General features: G+C 67.4%; 16 protein-coding genes and 1 tRNA gene. 13 read left to right on the top strand and 4 right to left on the bottom strand.

Translation table 11 applies throughout. The features are described 5' to 3' along the window. The first annotated feature begins 37 nt into the window (after window positions 1-37). From QF777_09615 to QF777_09605, 3 genes are all read left to right on the top strand, one after another. Complete coding sequence (locus tag QF777_09615) at window positions 38-1,576, top strand: hypothetical protein (protein ID MDP6911804.1); 1,539 nt, start codon at window positions 38-40, stop codon at window positions 1,574-1,576. 33 nt (window positions 1,577-1,609) lie between these two features. Further along, window positions 1,610-3,016 carry a DNA repair protein RadA gene (radA, locus tag QF777_09610; GenBank protein MDP6911803.1) on the top strand — a complete coding sequence of 469 codons (1,407 nt, stop codon included), beginning with the start codon at window positions 1,610-1,612 and terminating at the stop codon, window positions 3,014-3,016. A 77-nt stretch (window positions 3,017-3,093) separates the two neighbouring features. Beyond that, window positions 3,094-3,705 (top strand): dienelactone hydrolase family protein, encoded by a 612-nt coding sequence (locus QF777_09605; protein MDP6911802.1) that lies wholly within the window; start codon window positions 3,094-3,096, stop codon window positions 3,703-3,705. A gap of 25 nt (window positions 3,706-3,730) precedes the next feature. Here QF777_09605 and QF777_09600 read toward each other — a convergent pair whose 3' ends face one another. After that, on the bottom strand, window positions 3,731-4,390 hold the full coding sequence (locus QF777_09600; GenBank protein MDP6911801.1) for a Crp/Fnr family transcriptional regulator: 660 nt from the start codon (window positions 4,388-4,390) through the stop codon (window positions 3,731-3,733). A 108-nt stretch (window positions 4,391-4,498) separates the two neighbouring features. Here QF777_09600 and ispD point away from each other — a divergent pair, with 108 nt between their 5' ends. From ispD to rlmB, 3 genes are read left to right on the top strand one after another with little or no spacing between them, the layout of a single operon-like run. Next, the gene (ispD, locus tag QF777_09595) at window positions 4,499-5,173 is read left to right on the top strand and encodes a 2-C-methyl-D-erythritol 4-phosphate cytidylyltransferase (protein ID MDP6911800.1); all 675 of its coding nucleotides are present in this window, start codon (window positions 4,499-4,501) and stop codon (window positions 5,171-5,173) included. Next, window positions 5,166-5,708 carry a 2-C-methyl-D-erythritol 2,4-cyclodiphosphate synthase gene (ispF, locus tag QF777_09590; GenBank protein ID MDP6911799.1) on the top strand — a complete coding sequence of 181 codons (543 nt, stop codon included), beginning with the start codon at window positions 5,166-5,168 and terminating at the stop codon, window positions 5,706-5,708. Before ispD ends, ispF begins: the two co-directional genes overlap by 8 nt. After that, a complete protein-coding gene (rlmB, locus tag QF777_09585; GenBank protein MDP6911798.1) occupies window positions 5,705-6,724 on the top strand; it encodes a 23S rRNA (guanosine(2251)-2'-O)-methyltransferase RlmB in 1,020 nt (339 codons plus the stop codon). Before ispF ends, rlmB begins: the two co-directional genes overlap by 4 nt. Before the next feature lie 79 nt (window positions 6,725-6,803). On the opposite strand, the gene QF777_09580 is transcribed toward rlmB, so the two are convergent. The 3 genes from QF777_09580 to QF777_09570 all read right to left on the bottom strand — a co-directional run bounded on the left by QF777_09580 (window position 6,804) and on the right by QF777_09570 (window position 7,897). Continuing rightward, complete coding sequence (locus tag QF777_09580; GenBank protein ID MDP6911797.1) at window positions 6,804-7,421, bottom strand: hypothetical protein; 618 nt, start codon at window positions 7,419-7,421, stop codon at window positions 6,804-6,806. Window positions 7,422-7,506: 85 nt separating this feature from the next. After that, a tRNA-Thr gene (locus QF777_09575) sits at window positions 7,507-7,580 on the bottom strand. 131 nt (window positions 7,581-7,711) lie between these two features. Further along, complete coding sequence (locus QF777_09570) at window positions 7,712-7,897, bottom strand: hypothetical protein (GenBank protein MDP6911796.1); 186 nt, start codon at window positions 7,895-7,897, stop codon at window positions 7,712-7,714. A 90-nt stretch (window positions 7,898-7,987) separates the two neighbouring features. Here QF777_09570 and QF777_09565 point away from each other — a divergent pair, with 90 nt between their 5' ends. The 7 genes from QF777_09565 (at window position 7,988) to QF777_09535 (ending at window position 13,706) form a co-directional block, all read left to right on the top strand. After that, complete coding sequence (locus tag QF777_09565) at window positions 7,988-8,248, top strand: DUF3263 domain-containing protein (protein ID MDP6911795.1); 261 nt, start codon at window positions 7,988-7,990, stop codon at window positions 8,246-8,248. Then, window positions 8,245-8,904 carry a LytR C-terminal domain-containing protein gene (locus tag QF777_09560; GenBank protein MDP6911794.1) on the top strand — a complete coding sequence of 220 codons (660 nt, stop codon included), beginning with the start codon at window positions 8,245-8,247 and terminating at the stop codon, window positions 8,902-8,904. The genes QF777_09565 and QF777_09560 overlap by 4 nt, the downstream gene beginning before the upstream one ends. Before the next feature lie 56 nt (window positions 8,905-8,960). Continuing rightward, window positions 8,961-9,947 carry a glycerate kinase gene (locus QF777_09555; GenBank protein ID MDP6911793.1) on the top strand — a complete coding sequence of 329 codons (987 nt, stop codon included), beginning with the start codon at window positions 8,961-8,963 and terminating at the stop codon, window positions 9,945-9,947. Next, entirely contained in the window at window positions 9,940-10,233 is a 294-nt protein-coding gene (locus QF777_09550; GenBank protein MDP6911792.1) for a MoaD/ThiS family protein, read from the top strand. The genes QF777_09555 and QF777_09550 overlap by 8 nt, the downstream gene beginning before the upstream one ends. A 209-nt stretch (window positions 10,234-10,442) precedes the next feature. Next, complete coding sequence (gene groL, locus QF777_09545; GenBank protein ID MDP6911791.1) at window positions 10,443-12,062, top strand: chaperonin GroEL; 1,620 nt, start codon at window positions 10,443-10,445, stop codon at window positions 12,060-12,062. 139 nt (window positions 12,063-12,201) lie between these two features. Further along, window positions 12,202-12,987 (top strand): formate dehydrogenase accessory sulfurtransferase FdhD, encoded by a 786-nt coding sequence (locus tag QF777_09540; protein MDP6911790.1) that lies wholly within the window; start codon window positions 12,202-12,204, stop codon window positions 12,985-12,987. A gap of 35 nt (window positions 12,988-13,022) precedes the next feature. Beyond that, complete coding sequence (locus QF777_09535; GenBank protein MDP6911789.1) at window positions 13,023-13,706, top strand: chlorite dismutase family protein; 684 nt, start codon at window positions 13,023-13,025, stop codon at window positions 13,704-13,706. Window position 13,707 lies beyond the last annotated feature (1 nt).

Here is a 13,707-nt window from a genome sequence, read left to right as displayed (position 1 = left end):
CCGCACCTCCCTTTCGCTCGGTCTGTCTCCCGGTCCGATGAACACCCCTATTCGGTTAGGACGCGCGTCGGCCATCCTCGGCCTGTTGTTGGTGGTCCTGACCAGCGCCGCCTGCCGGGTCGATGCCACGGTCACCGTGGACGTCGCCGAAAACGGCACGGGACACGTCGACCTCCTCGTCGAACTGGACTCGTCGGCAGTCAAGGCCCTCGGCGGACTCGATGAGCGGGTCCGGGTGGGTGACCTCGTTGAGGCTGGCTGGGTGATCAGCGGGCCCGAGACCATTGGAGGGTCGGCCCGGATCAGCGCCCGCAAGGCCTTCGATCATCCGGATCGGCTGGCTGCCGTGCTGGCCGAGGTGGTCGGGCCAACCGCTATTTCCCAGGTTCGGCTGGTGCGTGAGCGGGCCTTTGCCGAGACCACGTGGCGCCTCGATGGTCGGATTGACCTCTCGCCGGGCTTGGACTTGCTGGCTGACGCCGACCTCGCCGAGGTCCTCGACGGGTTGCCGTTCGCCCGCTCCGACGGTGAGTTAGCGGACCTGGCTGGATGCCCCGACGGATCCTGTGACCCGACGGCATCGTTTTCTCTCACCCTGCTGGCCGAGATGCCCACCAATCCGGAGCAGGTCCCCGAGCAAGTCACCGGGCTTGGTGTCGAGGAGGGGATGTCTAGCGGATCGTGGACGGTGGTGCTCGGAGACCCGGCGCCCACCCTCTTTCACGCCACCGGGGTGCTTACCGACTCCACCCCACGGACGTGGCGCACGGTGTCGATCATCTCGGGCGGCCTGTTCCTTCTGGTGTCGGTCTTCCAGATCCTCCGTCTGGTGATGGCCCGTCGTCGACGGAAGGCCGCGGTCGAGGGGCCGGGTTCCGACCGATCGGGACAGGCCTCGGTAACGGCGCCCAAGCCGGTCATCGAGATGGTTCGGCCGGCCACGTCATCGGAGGGCCGGACGTTGCGCCTGGTGGTTCTGGGCGGCATCGGTGTGGTGTGGGATCCGGGCAGCGATCCCGAGGGACTCCTCGTGCCGTTCGTGCGCGATAACGGCGGTGTGGTGGATCCCGGTGAGGTTGCCGACCGGTACCGGGCGGCCAGCCTTGGACATCTCTCCAGCGGCGAGTTCTGGGCCGCCGTCGGCGTGCCGGGCGAGGCCGACACGCTCGATTCGACCTACCTGTCGCGGGTGCGGATGCGGGCCGACGTCCAGCCGTTTCTAGATCGGATGGAGCAGCGGGGCCTGCCCGTGGCGTGTCTGACCAATGCGGTGCTGCCGTGGTCGATGCAGTTGCGGCGTCGCTTCGGGCTGGACCAGCGGGTCGATCCGTGGGTGGCCTCCGGGGAGATCGGGGCCCGTAAGCCCAGTCCGGCCATGTTCGAAGCTCTGCGGCGGATGTCCAGCGTGGAGTACGCCGACATGTTGCTCATCGATTCGGAACCGGTCACCCTGGACGCGGCACGAAGCTTGGGCATTTCCACGGTGTTGCTGCGTGGCTCGGCACTTGTGCCCGAGGGGTTCTCCCACCCGGTCATCGACGGGTTCGCTGGCCTCTTCCGGGCCCGCCCCACCTGACCCCTGTCACAGGCGGTTCGTAGGTTCGGTCCTATGGCGAGCCTCACCACCGGATCCCGTACCCGCACCACGTTCGAGTGCACCTCGTGTGGCACCCCACACCCCAGTTGGGTTGGCAGGTGCGGTAGTTGCGGCGACTGGAACGCCCTGATGGAGGTTCCGGTAGTCCGGTCCGGTGGCTCGAGCGTGCTCGCCGCGGCGAACCTCGGGATCGGCGAGGTTCGGCCCATGTCGACGTTGGCCCCCGACGAGTCGGCCGCGGTGCCTACCGGTATGGCTGAAGCCGATCGGGCGTTCGGAGGGGGCCTGGTGCCCGGCTCGGTCACCCTGCTGGGCGGCGAGCCGGGCATCGGGAAGTCGACCCTCACCCTGCAACTCGCCGCCGCACGGGTCGGTGCTGGCGGCCGGGTCCTGCTGGTCAGCGCCGAGGAGTCTGCGGGTCAGGTTCGGTTGCGGGCCGAGCGGTTGGGCGCTGTGCACGACGACCTCTGGTTGGCCAGCGATACCTCTGTCGAGGCGATCCTGGCCCATCTCGATCAACTCGAACCCGACTTACTCATCGTGGATTCGGTGCAGACCGTCCACCTAGCCGTCGAGGGCGGTGCGCCCGGTTCGGCCGGCCAAGTCCGGGCGTCGGCGCAACGCCTGGTAGTCGAGGCCAAGGCCCGTGCGTTGGCCACCGTGCTGGTCGGTCATGTCACCAAGGATGGTTCGCTGGCCGGACCCAAGACACTGGAACACGTGGTCGACACGGTGGCAGAGCTGACCGGTGATCGCCATCACGCCCTGCGGATGCTGCGGGTCGTCAAGCACCGTTTCGGTCCAACCGACGAGATCGGCCTGTTCGCGATGGACGCCGACGGGCTGCAGTCCGTCGACGACCCCAGTCGACTTTTTCTGGCCGACCGGGCCCCCGACGTTGCTGGTTCAGTGGTCCTGCCCGCGCTGGAGGGGCATCGGCCGCTCCTATTGGAGGTTCAGGCCCTAGTGGTCCGTTCGTCCACACATCACCCTCGGCGTTCACCCCAGGGTCTCGACGGGCGCCGGCTGGCGCTGTTACTGGCGGTTCTGGAACGTCGCGTCGGCATCGATCCCGGAGCACTTGACGTGTACGCCACCGTGGTGGGTGGCGCTCAGGCCACCGAACCGGCCGCTGACCTTCCCCTCGCCCTCGCCATTGTGTCCGCCGTGGTGGGTCGTCCACTGGGGTCGGACACTGTGGCCCTCGGCGAGGTGGGCCTCGGTGGGGAGCTGCGTCAGGTGACTGGCACCGGTCGGCGCCTTATGGAGGCCGCCCGCCTGGGTTTTCGGCGTGCTGTCGTTCCGGCGTCCACACCTGGTCTGCCCGACGGCATCGAACTGGTCCGCGTTGCCACCCTCGCCGAGGCCGTCGCCGCCGTCGGCCTGCTCCCCGCAGGGGGTGCCAGCCGGGATCGCTGACTGCTAGGAACGTCCCCGTGCGAATCGAACTGCCCTCGGGCACCGCCGCCGAACTGGTTCAATCGCCGTCGGGTCCTGTGGATCAAGCCCCTTCAGAAAGAGGTCTGGTGGTGATCCCGGACGTCATGGGGATGCGACCCCTGTTCGACGACCTTGTGGCGCGTCTGGCCGCCGAGACCGGTTGGACGGTGGCTGCCTTCGAGCTCTATCCGGGTCGCGAGCAACTCGACGTGGGTGACCGTCTGGTCGCCGCTTCGACGCTGCACGACGACCGGGTACTGGGCGATGCCATGGCTGCCGCGGAGGCCACTGGGGCTGGCACGGTGTCGATTCTGGGCTTCTGCATGGGCGGGATGTACGCCCTCAAGGCGGTGGGAACCGGGCGTTTCGAGCGGTCGTGCCCGTTCTACGGAATGATTCACGTGCCCGAGGCCTGGCAGGGCCCGGGCCAACGGGAGCCGTTGGATGCGATGGCTGCTGGCGATCCGTCGTCGGTGCTGGCGGTGATCGGCACGGCCGACGCATGGACGCCACCAGGCCACGTTGACGAACTCGAGGCCGCCGGCGCGACGGTTCTTCGCTACGAGGGCGCCGACCACGGTTTCGTGCACGACGCATCGCGACCGGCCCACCGGGCCGACGACGCGGCGGATGCGTGGGCGAAGGTTCTCGACTGGCTGGCCGGCTGAGCCGGACCTGGCCAACTGGAGCGAGCTACCTGGAGCGGATCGTCAACTGTTCGCGGTTAGTGATCCGGTAGGTGCGGTCAATTTGTTCGATCCACCCCAGTCGGATGAACGATGCGATGGCCTTGTTGACCCGCTCCCGTGATGCGCCGACCATTCCGGCTAGCTCTTCTTGGGTGATGGGCAGCGAGAACTCGTCATCCTCGCCAGCCAGTTCCAGTAGTCGCTTGGCGGTGCGTCCGGTCACGTCCAGGAACACCGAGTCGGCCAGAGCGGCGTCCATGGTCCGCAGTCGCCCGGTCAGCATGTCGACCACCCGCCACAGCAGGGTCGGGTCGGCTTCGTAGATGTCGCGTACCGGTCCGTACGGCACGGTGGTGACCACCGAGGTTTCCAGCGCCCGGGCTCCGGCCGAGCGGCCCCGCCCGTCGAACAGGCCCATCTCGCCGAACAGGTCGCCCTCCTCCATGAGGGCCACCATTGATTCCCGGCCGTCGATGGACTTGTTGGCGATGGCGATCCGGCCCGACACCACGACGTACAACTCGTCGGGCGGTTCGTCCTCACGAAACAGCACGTCCCCGCGCCGCAACTCGAGGTCCTGGCTGGCGGCGACGATCTCCCCGAGGACGTCATCGTCTAACCCGGCGAACAGGGTGGTTTCGCGAAAGAGCGTGGTGTCCGGCATGTCGATTGGCCATGCTAGTGAGATGCAAAGCGCCCGGCCGACACCAGCATCTGCTCCGACCTTGGGATGTTGCGTGCCGAACTGGGAAAGATGCCGCAGGGGGTCCCGATGAGTGTCTGGACGATCGTGGTGGCTGCCGGTCGTGGCGAGCGGTTCGGTAGCGACAAACAGGCCGCCGACCTCGGTGGTCGCCCGGTGGTGTCCCGGAGCGTGGCCACCTCGATGGAAGCGTCCGATGGTGTGGTCGTGGTGGTGGCTTCCGAACGACTTGTGGCCGCTGAGGCGCTATTGGCCGGCCTCGGCGGCGAGGCGACGGTGGTGACCCTGGTGGCAGGCGGCGCGACCCGATCCGCGTCTGTGCGGGCCGGGCTGGCTGCCGTCCCCGATGACGCTGAGGTGGTGCTGGTACACGATGGTGCCCGCCCCTTGGCCACCGCGGCGCTGTTTGCCCGAGTGGTGGCTGCTGTTCGGGCTGGCGCCGATGCTGTGGTGCCCGGTGTGCCGGTCTCTGACTCGCTCCGGGCGGTCGACGGTGGTGTAGTGGATCGTGACGGAGTGCTGGCGGTGCAGACGCCCCAGGGCTTTCCAGCCGATCGACTCCGGGCCGCCCATGCCGCTGGGACCGACGCTAGCGACGACGCCACCCTCGTGGAGGCCGTCGGTGGCACAGTGGTGGTCGTGGATGGCGAGCCGGCGAACCTCAAGATCACCCGACCGGTGGACCTTGTGCTGGCCACCGAGTCCCTCGGGTCGGCTGATGATGGGAGCGGTTTCGATGGCTGACTCCGGGTCTGATCGACCGACGATCCCCGAACTGCGTATCGGGCAGGGCTTTGACGTCCACCCGTTTAGCGAGGATTCCGGCCGGCCCATGGTCCTGGGCGGCGTGACGTTCGACGGCCCTGGTCTGGCAGGTCACAGCGACGCCGATGCGGTGGCCCACGCCGTTACCGACGCCCTACTTGGGGCCGCTGGTCTAGGTGACATAGGGCAGCGCTACCCAGACACCGACGCTGCCTTCGCCGGTGCCGACAGCATGGCTCTGTTGGCCAATGCGGCTGCCGCGGTGGCTGCTGAGGGTTGGACGGTGGCCAACGTGGACTGCACAGTGGTCCTCGAGACCCCGAAGTTGGCACCCCGTCGTGATGAGATGGAGGTCGGCTTGACTCGAGTAGTCGGTGGCCCGGTCACCATCAAGGGCAAGCGGGCCGAGGGTCTCGGTGCCCTGGGCCGTCGTGAGGGTGTGGCCTGTTTCGCCGTCGTCCTGTTGGTTCGATCCGTTGCCCCGTCGGGGCGAGAAGATGGAGGCACCTCGTGAGTGGTTCCCGAGGTGGAAGTGGAAGGGGTTCGGGCGGTGGCGCCCGCAAAGGCGGTCCGAGTAAGGCTGGTTCGAGTAGGGGTGGCCCCCGTCGCGGCGGTCCTCAGAACGTCGGCAAGGGCAACCGTGGTGCGGCTCGCCCTGAACCGCCGCCCCGCCGGTCGTCAACCGGTCGACCCAACAAGCCCGGGGGCGGTTCCGGCCGGGTCCGTGGCTCGGGCCAGCGGGGCACCTCGCCGTTGGGTAATCGTGACGGTGGCGACGGGCCCAAAGGTCTGGGTGGCGACCAGGTGGAGGGCCGTCAGGCCGTTCGAGAGCTCCTGCTGGCCGGCACCCGCCGGACCCGTGAGGTAGTTCTGGCCGGCGATCTCGACTCAGCCCCCATCCTCGACGACATCATCGATTTGGCCGACGAGGCCAAGGTCACCATTCGCGAGGTGTCACGTAACAAGTTCGAGTCCATGACCCGCACCGAGGCTGCCCAAGGGGTTCTGGCCCTCGCCCAGCCGCTGCAGGAGTACGAGCTCGACGACCTCCTCGTGCCCGACGCTGCCGGTCGAGACCCGTTCCTGTTGCTACTCGACGGTGTGACCGATCCCGGCAACCTCGGGGCGATCCTGCGCTCAGCGGAGTGTGCCGGGGTGACCGGTGTGGTTCTGCCCCGTCACCGGGCGGCTGGGGTGACGGCCACGGTGGCCAAGTCGGCAGCTGGGGCTATCGAGCACCTTCGGATGACCAGGGTTGGAGGCCTGCCCAAGGCGTTGTCACAGATGTCGAATGCTGGCGTGTGGTCCGTGGGCCTCGACGCTGGTGGAGATGGGGCCATCCACCAACTCGCGGTGGCCGACCAGCCGGTGGCCCTCGTCATGGGCGCCGAGGGGACTGGCCTGTCCCGCCTGGTGCGGGAGCGGTGCGACACCATTGCCCACATCCCGCTGGCTGGGGTACTCGGCTCGCTGAACGTCTCGGCGGCTGCCGCCGTTGCCCTCTTTGAGGTGGCCCGCTGTCGGACCTGAGCCCGGCGTACGGCGGGACGGCCTAGGTCGCAGCGGGCCCGGGGCGTGCACGCCCCGGGCCCGCGACCTGTGACCGTGGTCAGGCTGTCGCGCCCGTCTTGCGGAACATGATGATGCTGGAGAGCAGCAGCCAGATGGCGAACACCAGGAAGCCGATGAAGGAGATCGGGTGGGGGATCACGAGGATGAGAGCTGTCGCATAGCCGATCCAGGCCAACCACGAGGGAATGAGGCCCGTCTGTTTTGCTGAGGCGCTCACACCGACCGTGATGAGGACCATGCCGAAAAGGAAGGGCACCCACAGGTACTGGAGCATGGCGCTGACCGCCACCACTGCAGCGGTGGGCATGTGCTCGGCGGCGTCGAGGAGGGCGAGCCGGGAAGCGGAGTCCATGGCCATGCCGGCGGCCATGCAGACGGTGCCCACGGCTGCAGTGGGGGCCAGGAGGGTCACCCCTCGTTCCCGGAGGGCGTTGCTGGTCCAGAGCCCCCAGAGCAACATGAGAATCCCCACGAGGACCCCCACCCACAGGGCAAACCAGGCCCCGTCGCCCATGTCCACCCAGTGGGCGACGATCTGCTCGGTGGTCTTCTCGGATACATCCGGCGGATCGCCCTCGATGGCCATCATGACGATCATGCCGATGATCGAAACGGCCCCGAACAGGGCGCCGAAGCGTTCGATGAAGCGTTGCAAGGGGGACTCCTCCCGCCAGTGGCAGGGTCCGTTCCCCGCCGGGATCGCGAGCATCGCACGGATCCAGCTGGATTGCGGGACCTTGAGCCCGAGGTCGGATTCGAACCGACGACCTGACGCTTACAAGGCGCCTGCTCTGACCAACTGAGCTACCCGGGCGGGATGGTGCGGGTCTTCCGACCAGTTAATCGACGTGGCCGGGCCTCCCTCCCTGACGAGGCTACTGAGATGGGCCGGACGTTTCGTCCGACCCATTCCGCCGGCTGTTCCCCGTCTTGACGCCTCCGGCCTTAGGCCGAGGCCGACCTACTGGCACCCCGGAACATGATGGTGGTGACAATCAGTGTCCAGACCATGGCCAGCCTGATGCCGGCGAAGGCCACTTCGTGGTTGACCAGGGCCCCGAAATCGGAGTCGTACCCGGCTTGGGCCAGCGACGATGAGATACGGCCGGTCTGCTTCGCGTTGGCGCCCACACTGACCAGAATCAGTACCTGCCCACTGCGTGGGGATTCCCATCGCCGGGGGTACTTGAATGGCCACCCCGGGTGAACAATCATCAGGGTGTGGCACTGACGCAGCGAGACCGGGACATTCTCGACTTCGAACGATCGTGGTGGTCGGCCACCGCGCCTAAGGACGTTCAGATCCGTGAGCGGTTCGAACTCTCGGCTACCCGCTACTACCAGCTGCTCGGCGAGATGCTCGATACCGACGACGCCATGGCCTACGACCCGCTGGTCGTACGTCGCCTCCAGCGCCAGCGTGACCGTCGTCGTCGGGCCCGCCTCGAGCCCCGGATGATCGAGGAAGACGGCACCCGATGAATACCCGCTCACGCGGTGGGTTCGGTCCGAGCAACGCCGCCGCGGCCCCCCGGGCCTTCCTGTTGATCACCATTGCCGTCCTCCTTGGACTGGTTCTGCTCTGGAAGGCCGTCGACTCGACTCCGGGAACCATGACGCCGGCTGCCGACCAGGCCGCCACTGCCGATTCGTTGACCGGCGAGACGCCCGCCGAGGCTGGCGATGCCTCTGCTGACGAGATACCGGCCGACGCCGATACGGACGCATCGGCCGATTCCGGAAGCGATGCGCCAGCCACCACGGAAGCCCCGGCCCCGACCACTACCCAGGATCTCTTTCCGAAGCCCACGCACGCCCCCAACGAGGTGAATGTTCTGGTGGCCAACGGCTCGGGCGTATCCGGCGCAGCCGGCAAGGTCACGGACATGCTCAGCCCACTGGGCTGGGCCATGGAGTCTCCGGCCAACGCCAACAAGACCTCGGTCACCGGGATCTACTACAAGACGGGCTACGCCAGCGACGCTCAGGTAATCCAGGAACACTTCGGTGAGGCCCCGAGCATCCTCTCGCAGTTCCCGGCGGGCGGCCTCTCGGTCCCTGACGGCACACTGGACCGGATTGACAACGCCGACATCGTGGTCATCCTTGGATCCGACCTGGCCATCCAGGGCGGCTGACCCCGGTCGACCTGTTTATCGGATAGGGCGATCCGGAACGGAAACTGGTCGCTTCGATGAAGGTGGTCGCCGCCCCCGACAAGTTCCGGGGCACCGGCACGGCCCGTGAGGTCGCCGCGGCCATTGGGCGGGCCGCCGCCACCGCCGGGGCCGACTGCGTCGAGATCCCCATGGCCGACGGCGGCGAAGGCCTGCTCGACGTCCTGGGTGGACCGGACCGGACCACGGTGGTCACCGGACCGCTGGGCGCTCCGGTAGAGGCCGGCTGGCGACTGGACAGGGGCACGGCGGTCATCGAGATGGCCCGGGTAGCGGGCCTGGAACTGGCCGGAGGCGCCGATGGAAACCATCCGCTGGACGCCACGACGGCTGGTGTCGGGGAGCTCATCTTGAGCGCCGTGGAGTCCGGGGCTCGACGGGTCGTCATCGGCATGGGCGGGTCGGCCACCACCGACGGTGGGTTGGGTGCGCTCGACGCCATGGGCTCACCTGCCCGGTACCGGGGCGTGGAGTTGTTGGTGGCCTGTGACGTGCGGACCCGGTTTGCTGACGCGGCCGAGGTGTTCGGCCCTCAGAAGGGCGCCACCGATGCTCACGTCCGGATGTTGACTGGTCGACTCGAACGTCTCGTGCAGGTCTACGGCGAACGCTTCGACGTAGACGTGTCGACCCTCGATCGGGCCGGGGCGGCCGGTGGGCTAGCCGGAGGCCTGGCCGCCATGGGCGCTGAACTAGTCGACGGGATCGACCTGGTGGCCGAGGAGCTCCGCCTGGACGAACACGTAGCCGACGCCGACCTGGTGGTCACTGGTGAGGGCTGGCTCGATGCGACCTCGTATGAGGGGAAAGTGGTCGGCGGCGTGGGCGTCTACGCCGCTGCGGCCGGGGTGCCCCTCCTGGTGGTGGTGGGAGGTGCCGAACCGGAGGTGGCGGACCGCGATGGGGTCGTCTCGCTGTCGGAACGCTTCGGCATGGCTCGGGCCATGGCTGAGCCCACCGCCCTCCTGGAGATCGTCATCGGTGAGGCGCTGGCCCGTGGATAACGTGCCGGCCATGGCCGTCACCATCCGCATCCCCACCACCCTCCGTCCGCTGACCTCCGGTCAGCCCGAGGTCAACGTCGAGGCCGGCACCGTGGGCGAGGCCCTGGCAGCTCTTGATGCCACCCACCCAGGGTTTACCGAGCGAATCACCGACGAGTCCGGCACCCTGCGTCGCTTTGTGAACGTGTTCGTGAGCGACGAGGACGTCCGTTTCCTGAATGGGCTTGACACCGAGGTGCCCGACGGCGCTGCGCTGGCCATCGTCCCGGCTGTTGCCGGAGGCTGAGCCAGCTTTTGGTCGGCCGCTTCAGCGGTCGACGGTGGCCTGTCGGACAACCTTCCGACGTTGGAAAACCGCCGATCCGCTGGTTGGATTAGCACTCGTAGCAAGAGAGTGCCAGCAGCCGCGCCCGTGAGCTGCCGGCCATGTCGACCGGTTGCCGACCGACCGGTCATCACTTGAGTACGTACCGAAAACCTGACTGAGAGGCATTCCTGATGGCGAAGATCATCACGTTCGACGAGACGGCCCGCCGTTCCCTCGAGAGGGGCATGAACCAGCTGGCCGACGCCGTGCGCGTCACGCTCGGCCCAAAGGGTCGCAATGTCGTCCTGGAGAAGAAGTGGGGCGCCCCTACCATCACCAACGACGGCGTCTCCATCGCCAAGGAGATTGACCTCGAAGACCCGTACGAGCGCATCGGCGCCGAGCTGGTCAAGGAGGTCGCTAAGAAGACCGACGACGTCGCCGGTGACGGCACCACCACGGCCACCGTTCTGGCCTGGTCAATGGTCCGCGAGGGCCTACGAAACGTGGCCGCCGGTGCCAACCCGATGTCCATCAAGAAGGGCATAGAGGCCGCCGTGGCCGCCGCTGTGGATTCCATCCGCAACTCGGCTCAGGACGTCTCCAGCGACAAGGGACAGATCGCCAACGTGGCCGCCATCTCGGCCGCTGATCCCGAGATTGGCGCCATGATCTCCGAGGCCATCGACAAGGTGGGCAAGGACGGCGTGATCACCGTCGAGGAGGGTCAGACCTTCGGTATGGAGATGGACCTCGTCGAGGGCATGCGCTTCGACAAGGGTTACATCTCGCCGTACTTCGTGACCGACCCCGACCGTATGGAAGCCGTCCTCGAGGACCCGTACATCCTGTTCGTCGGTTCCAAGATCACCGCTGTGCGTGATCTAGTGCCGGCCCTCGAGAAGGTCATGCAGACCAACCGTCCGCTGCTTATCCTCGCTGAAGACGTCGAGGGAGAGGCCCTGGCCACCATCGTGGTCAACAAGATCCGTGGCACCTTCAACGCCGCGGCCGTCAAGGCCCCGGGCTTCGGTGACCGTCGCAAGGCAATGCTCCAGGACATGGCCATCCTCACCGGTGGTCAGGTCATCTCCGAGGAGGTTGGGCTCAAGGTCGACGCCGTGACACTCGACATGCTCGGTCAGGCCCGCAAGGTCGTCGTCAGCAAGGACGAGACCACCATTGTCGAGGGTGCCGGCGACGACGCTGACATCTCGGGGCGCATCGCCCAGATCAAGGGCGAGATCGAGAACACCGACTCGGACTACGACCGTGAGAAGCTCCAGGAGCGTCTAGCCAAGTTGTCCGGCGGCGTGGCCGTCCTGAAGGTTGGCGCAGCCACCGAGGTCGAACTCAAGGAAAAGAAGCACCGCATCGAGGACGCGGTGAGCACCACCAAGGCAGCCATTGAGGAGGGCGTCGTGGCCGGCGGTGGCGTGACGCTGCTTCGTGCCCAGGCGGCCGCTCTGGAGGCCGGTGAGTCACTGGCCGCCGATGAGGCCACCGGTACCCGCATCGTGGCCAAGGCACTCGAGGGTCCGTTGACCCAGATCGCTGTGAACGCTGGCCTCGAGGGTGGCGTCATTGTCGAGAAGGTCCGCAACCTCGAAGGCTCGGTTGGCTTCAACGCCGCCACCGGCGAGTACGAGGACCTGGTTGTCGCCGGCATCATCGATGCCGCCAAGGTGACCCGTTCGGCCCTCCAGAACGCAGGCTCCATAGCGGCGTTGTTCCTCACCACTGAGGCCGTCGTCGCCGATGCCCCGGCCGAGGGTGCAGGCGGCGGCATGCCGGATATGGATTTCTAGAACGGGATTTCCGGAACGGTACTTCCCGTTCCGAATACGTGAGACGGGCGCCTTGCGGGGCGCCCGTTCCGCGTTTTGGGAGCCGAGCCTGTTCACTGGTGGGCATGAGGCTGGTGAACACATTCGTCTGGGCCCGGACATGAGCCGGGGCCGGACCGCTCGGGTGCTGACCCGCCGTGTCGACGCTGATGGCAACCGTCGCGTCCCCGACGAGCTGATCGTCGAGGAACCCATGTCGATCCGCCTCGACGGTGAGCTGGTGGCCACCACCATGCGAACCCCGGGTGATGACTTTGAGCTGGCCGTCGGGTTCTGCATCACCGAGGGTGTTCTGGCTGACACTCCGGTCCGCTCGGTCCGCTACTGCGGACAGGGGTTGGCGTCGGAGGCCGAGTACAACGACGTCACCGTGGACACCGGTGGTCGGGCGCCCGTCCCCACGCCTCGGCTCGGCCCCGCCTCGTCGTCCTGCGGTATTTGCGGAACGGTGGCCATCGACGAACTGCGTGAACGCCTTCGCCCACTCGACGTCGAACCCTTCGACGTCGAGGTGCTTGCCGCCATGACCGACCACATCGACGGTCAGGCTCTCTTCTCGACCACCGGGGCCGTGCACGCCGCCGTGGCCTTCGACCGCACGGGTCAGCCGTTACTGCTACGTGAGGACATCGGTCGCCACAACGCGGTCGACAAGGTGGTGGGTCGGCTTCACATGGACGGTCTCCTGCCGGCCGGCGATCTAGGCCTGTGGGTCAGTGGCCGGGCCTCGTTCGAGATGGCCCAGAAGGCGTGGGCCGCCGGGTTCGCCAGCCTGGTGGCGGTCAGCGGACCATCGGCACTCGCCGTCGAGACGGCCCGGACCGCCAACCTTCAACTGGCCGGCTTCGCCCGCGGCGACCGGCTCAACCTCTACACCGGCGACTGAGAGGGCCGGCAGGGCCGCTCCCTAGACTCGCCGCGATGAGCGAACCCGTTTCCCCCTCCGACGGCCTGGCCGTTCTCCACCTGTTCCTCAAGGTGTGCGGCCAAAGCGACGCTGCCGCCGTTCGTGTCGCCGTCGACGCGGCCACCGAGGCTGGCGACCAGGTCGTCCCCGTGGCCATTCTCGGCCACAAGGCCGATGTGGCCGTCATGACGCTCGGGACCGACCTGTGGCGGCTCAGGGCCCTACAGACCGCCCTGGTGGCCGCCGGCCTCGAGTTGGTCGATAGCTACCTCAGCCTCACCGAGGTGTCGGAATACGCCCAGGGTGTTCCCGACGAGATGAAGCGGGCCCGCCTCTACCCGGTTCTGCCGCCCGAGGGCATGCCGGCATGGTGCTTCTACCCGATGTCCAAGAGTCGTGACGTGGGCGCCAACTGGTTTGAGCTGCCCTACGACGACCGACACGAACTGATGATGGAGCACGGCACGTCGGGCCGGACCTTTGCCGGACGGATCCTCCAGGTGGTCACCGGCTCGACGGGTATCGACGATTTCGAGTGGGGCGTGACCCTGTTCGGACAGCACCCCGATGACCTCAAGGACGTCGTCTACACGATGCGCTACGACCGGGCTTCGGCCCGCTTCGGTCAGTTCGGAGCCTTCTACGCCGGCATGGTCGACGAGCTGGACGTCGTGCTGAAGCGGGTTGGCTGCACCTGAC

Source organism: Acidimicrobiales bacterium, assembly GCA_030747595.1.
Taxonomy (GTDB): Bacteria; Actinomycetota; Acidimicrobiia; order Acidimicrobiales; family MedAcidi-G1; genus UBA9410.
This window is presented reverse-complemented; position numbering and strand designations above follow the sequence as displayed.

Bases quoted from the DNA above. Each gene is read 5' to 3' on its own strand.
- QF777_09615 (MDP6911804.1), top strand. From the start codon at position 38: ATGAACACCCCTATTCGGTTAGGACGCGCGTCGGCCATCCTCGGCCTG.
- QF777_09540 (MDP6911790.1), top strand. From the start codon at position 12,202: ATGAGCCGGGGCCGGACCGCTCGGGTGCTGACCCGCCGTGTCGACGCT.
- ispF (MDP6911799.1), top strand. From the start codon at position 5,166: ATGGCTGACTCCGGGTCTGATCGACCGACGATCCCCGAACTGCGTATC.
- radA (MDP6911803.1), top strand. From the start codon at position 1,610: ATGGCGAGCCTCACCACCGGATCCCGTACCCGCACCACGTTCGAGTGC.
- QF777_09600 (MDP6911801.1), bottom strand. From the start codon at position 4,390: ATGCCGGACACCACGCTCTTTCGCGAAACCACCCTGTTCGCCGGGTTA.
- QF777_09560 (MDP6911794.1), top strand. From the start codon at position 8,245: ATGAATACCCGCTCACGCGGTGGGTTCGGTCCGAGCAACGCCGCCGCG.
- QF777_09555 (MDP6911793.1), top strand. From the start codon at position 8,961: ATGAAGGTGGTCGCCGCCCCCGACAAGTTCCGGGGCACCGGCACGGCC.
- ispD (MDP6911800.1), top strand. From the start codon at position 4,499: ATGAGTGTCTGGACGATCGTGGTGGCTGCCGGTCGTGGCGAGCGGTTC.
- QF777_09535 (MDP6911789.1), top strand. From the start codon at position 13,023: ATGAGCGAACCCGTTTCCCCCTCCGACGGCCTGGCCGTTCTCCACCTG.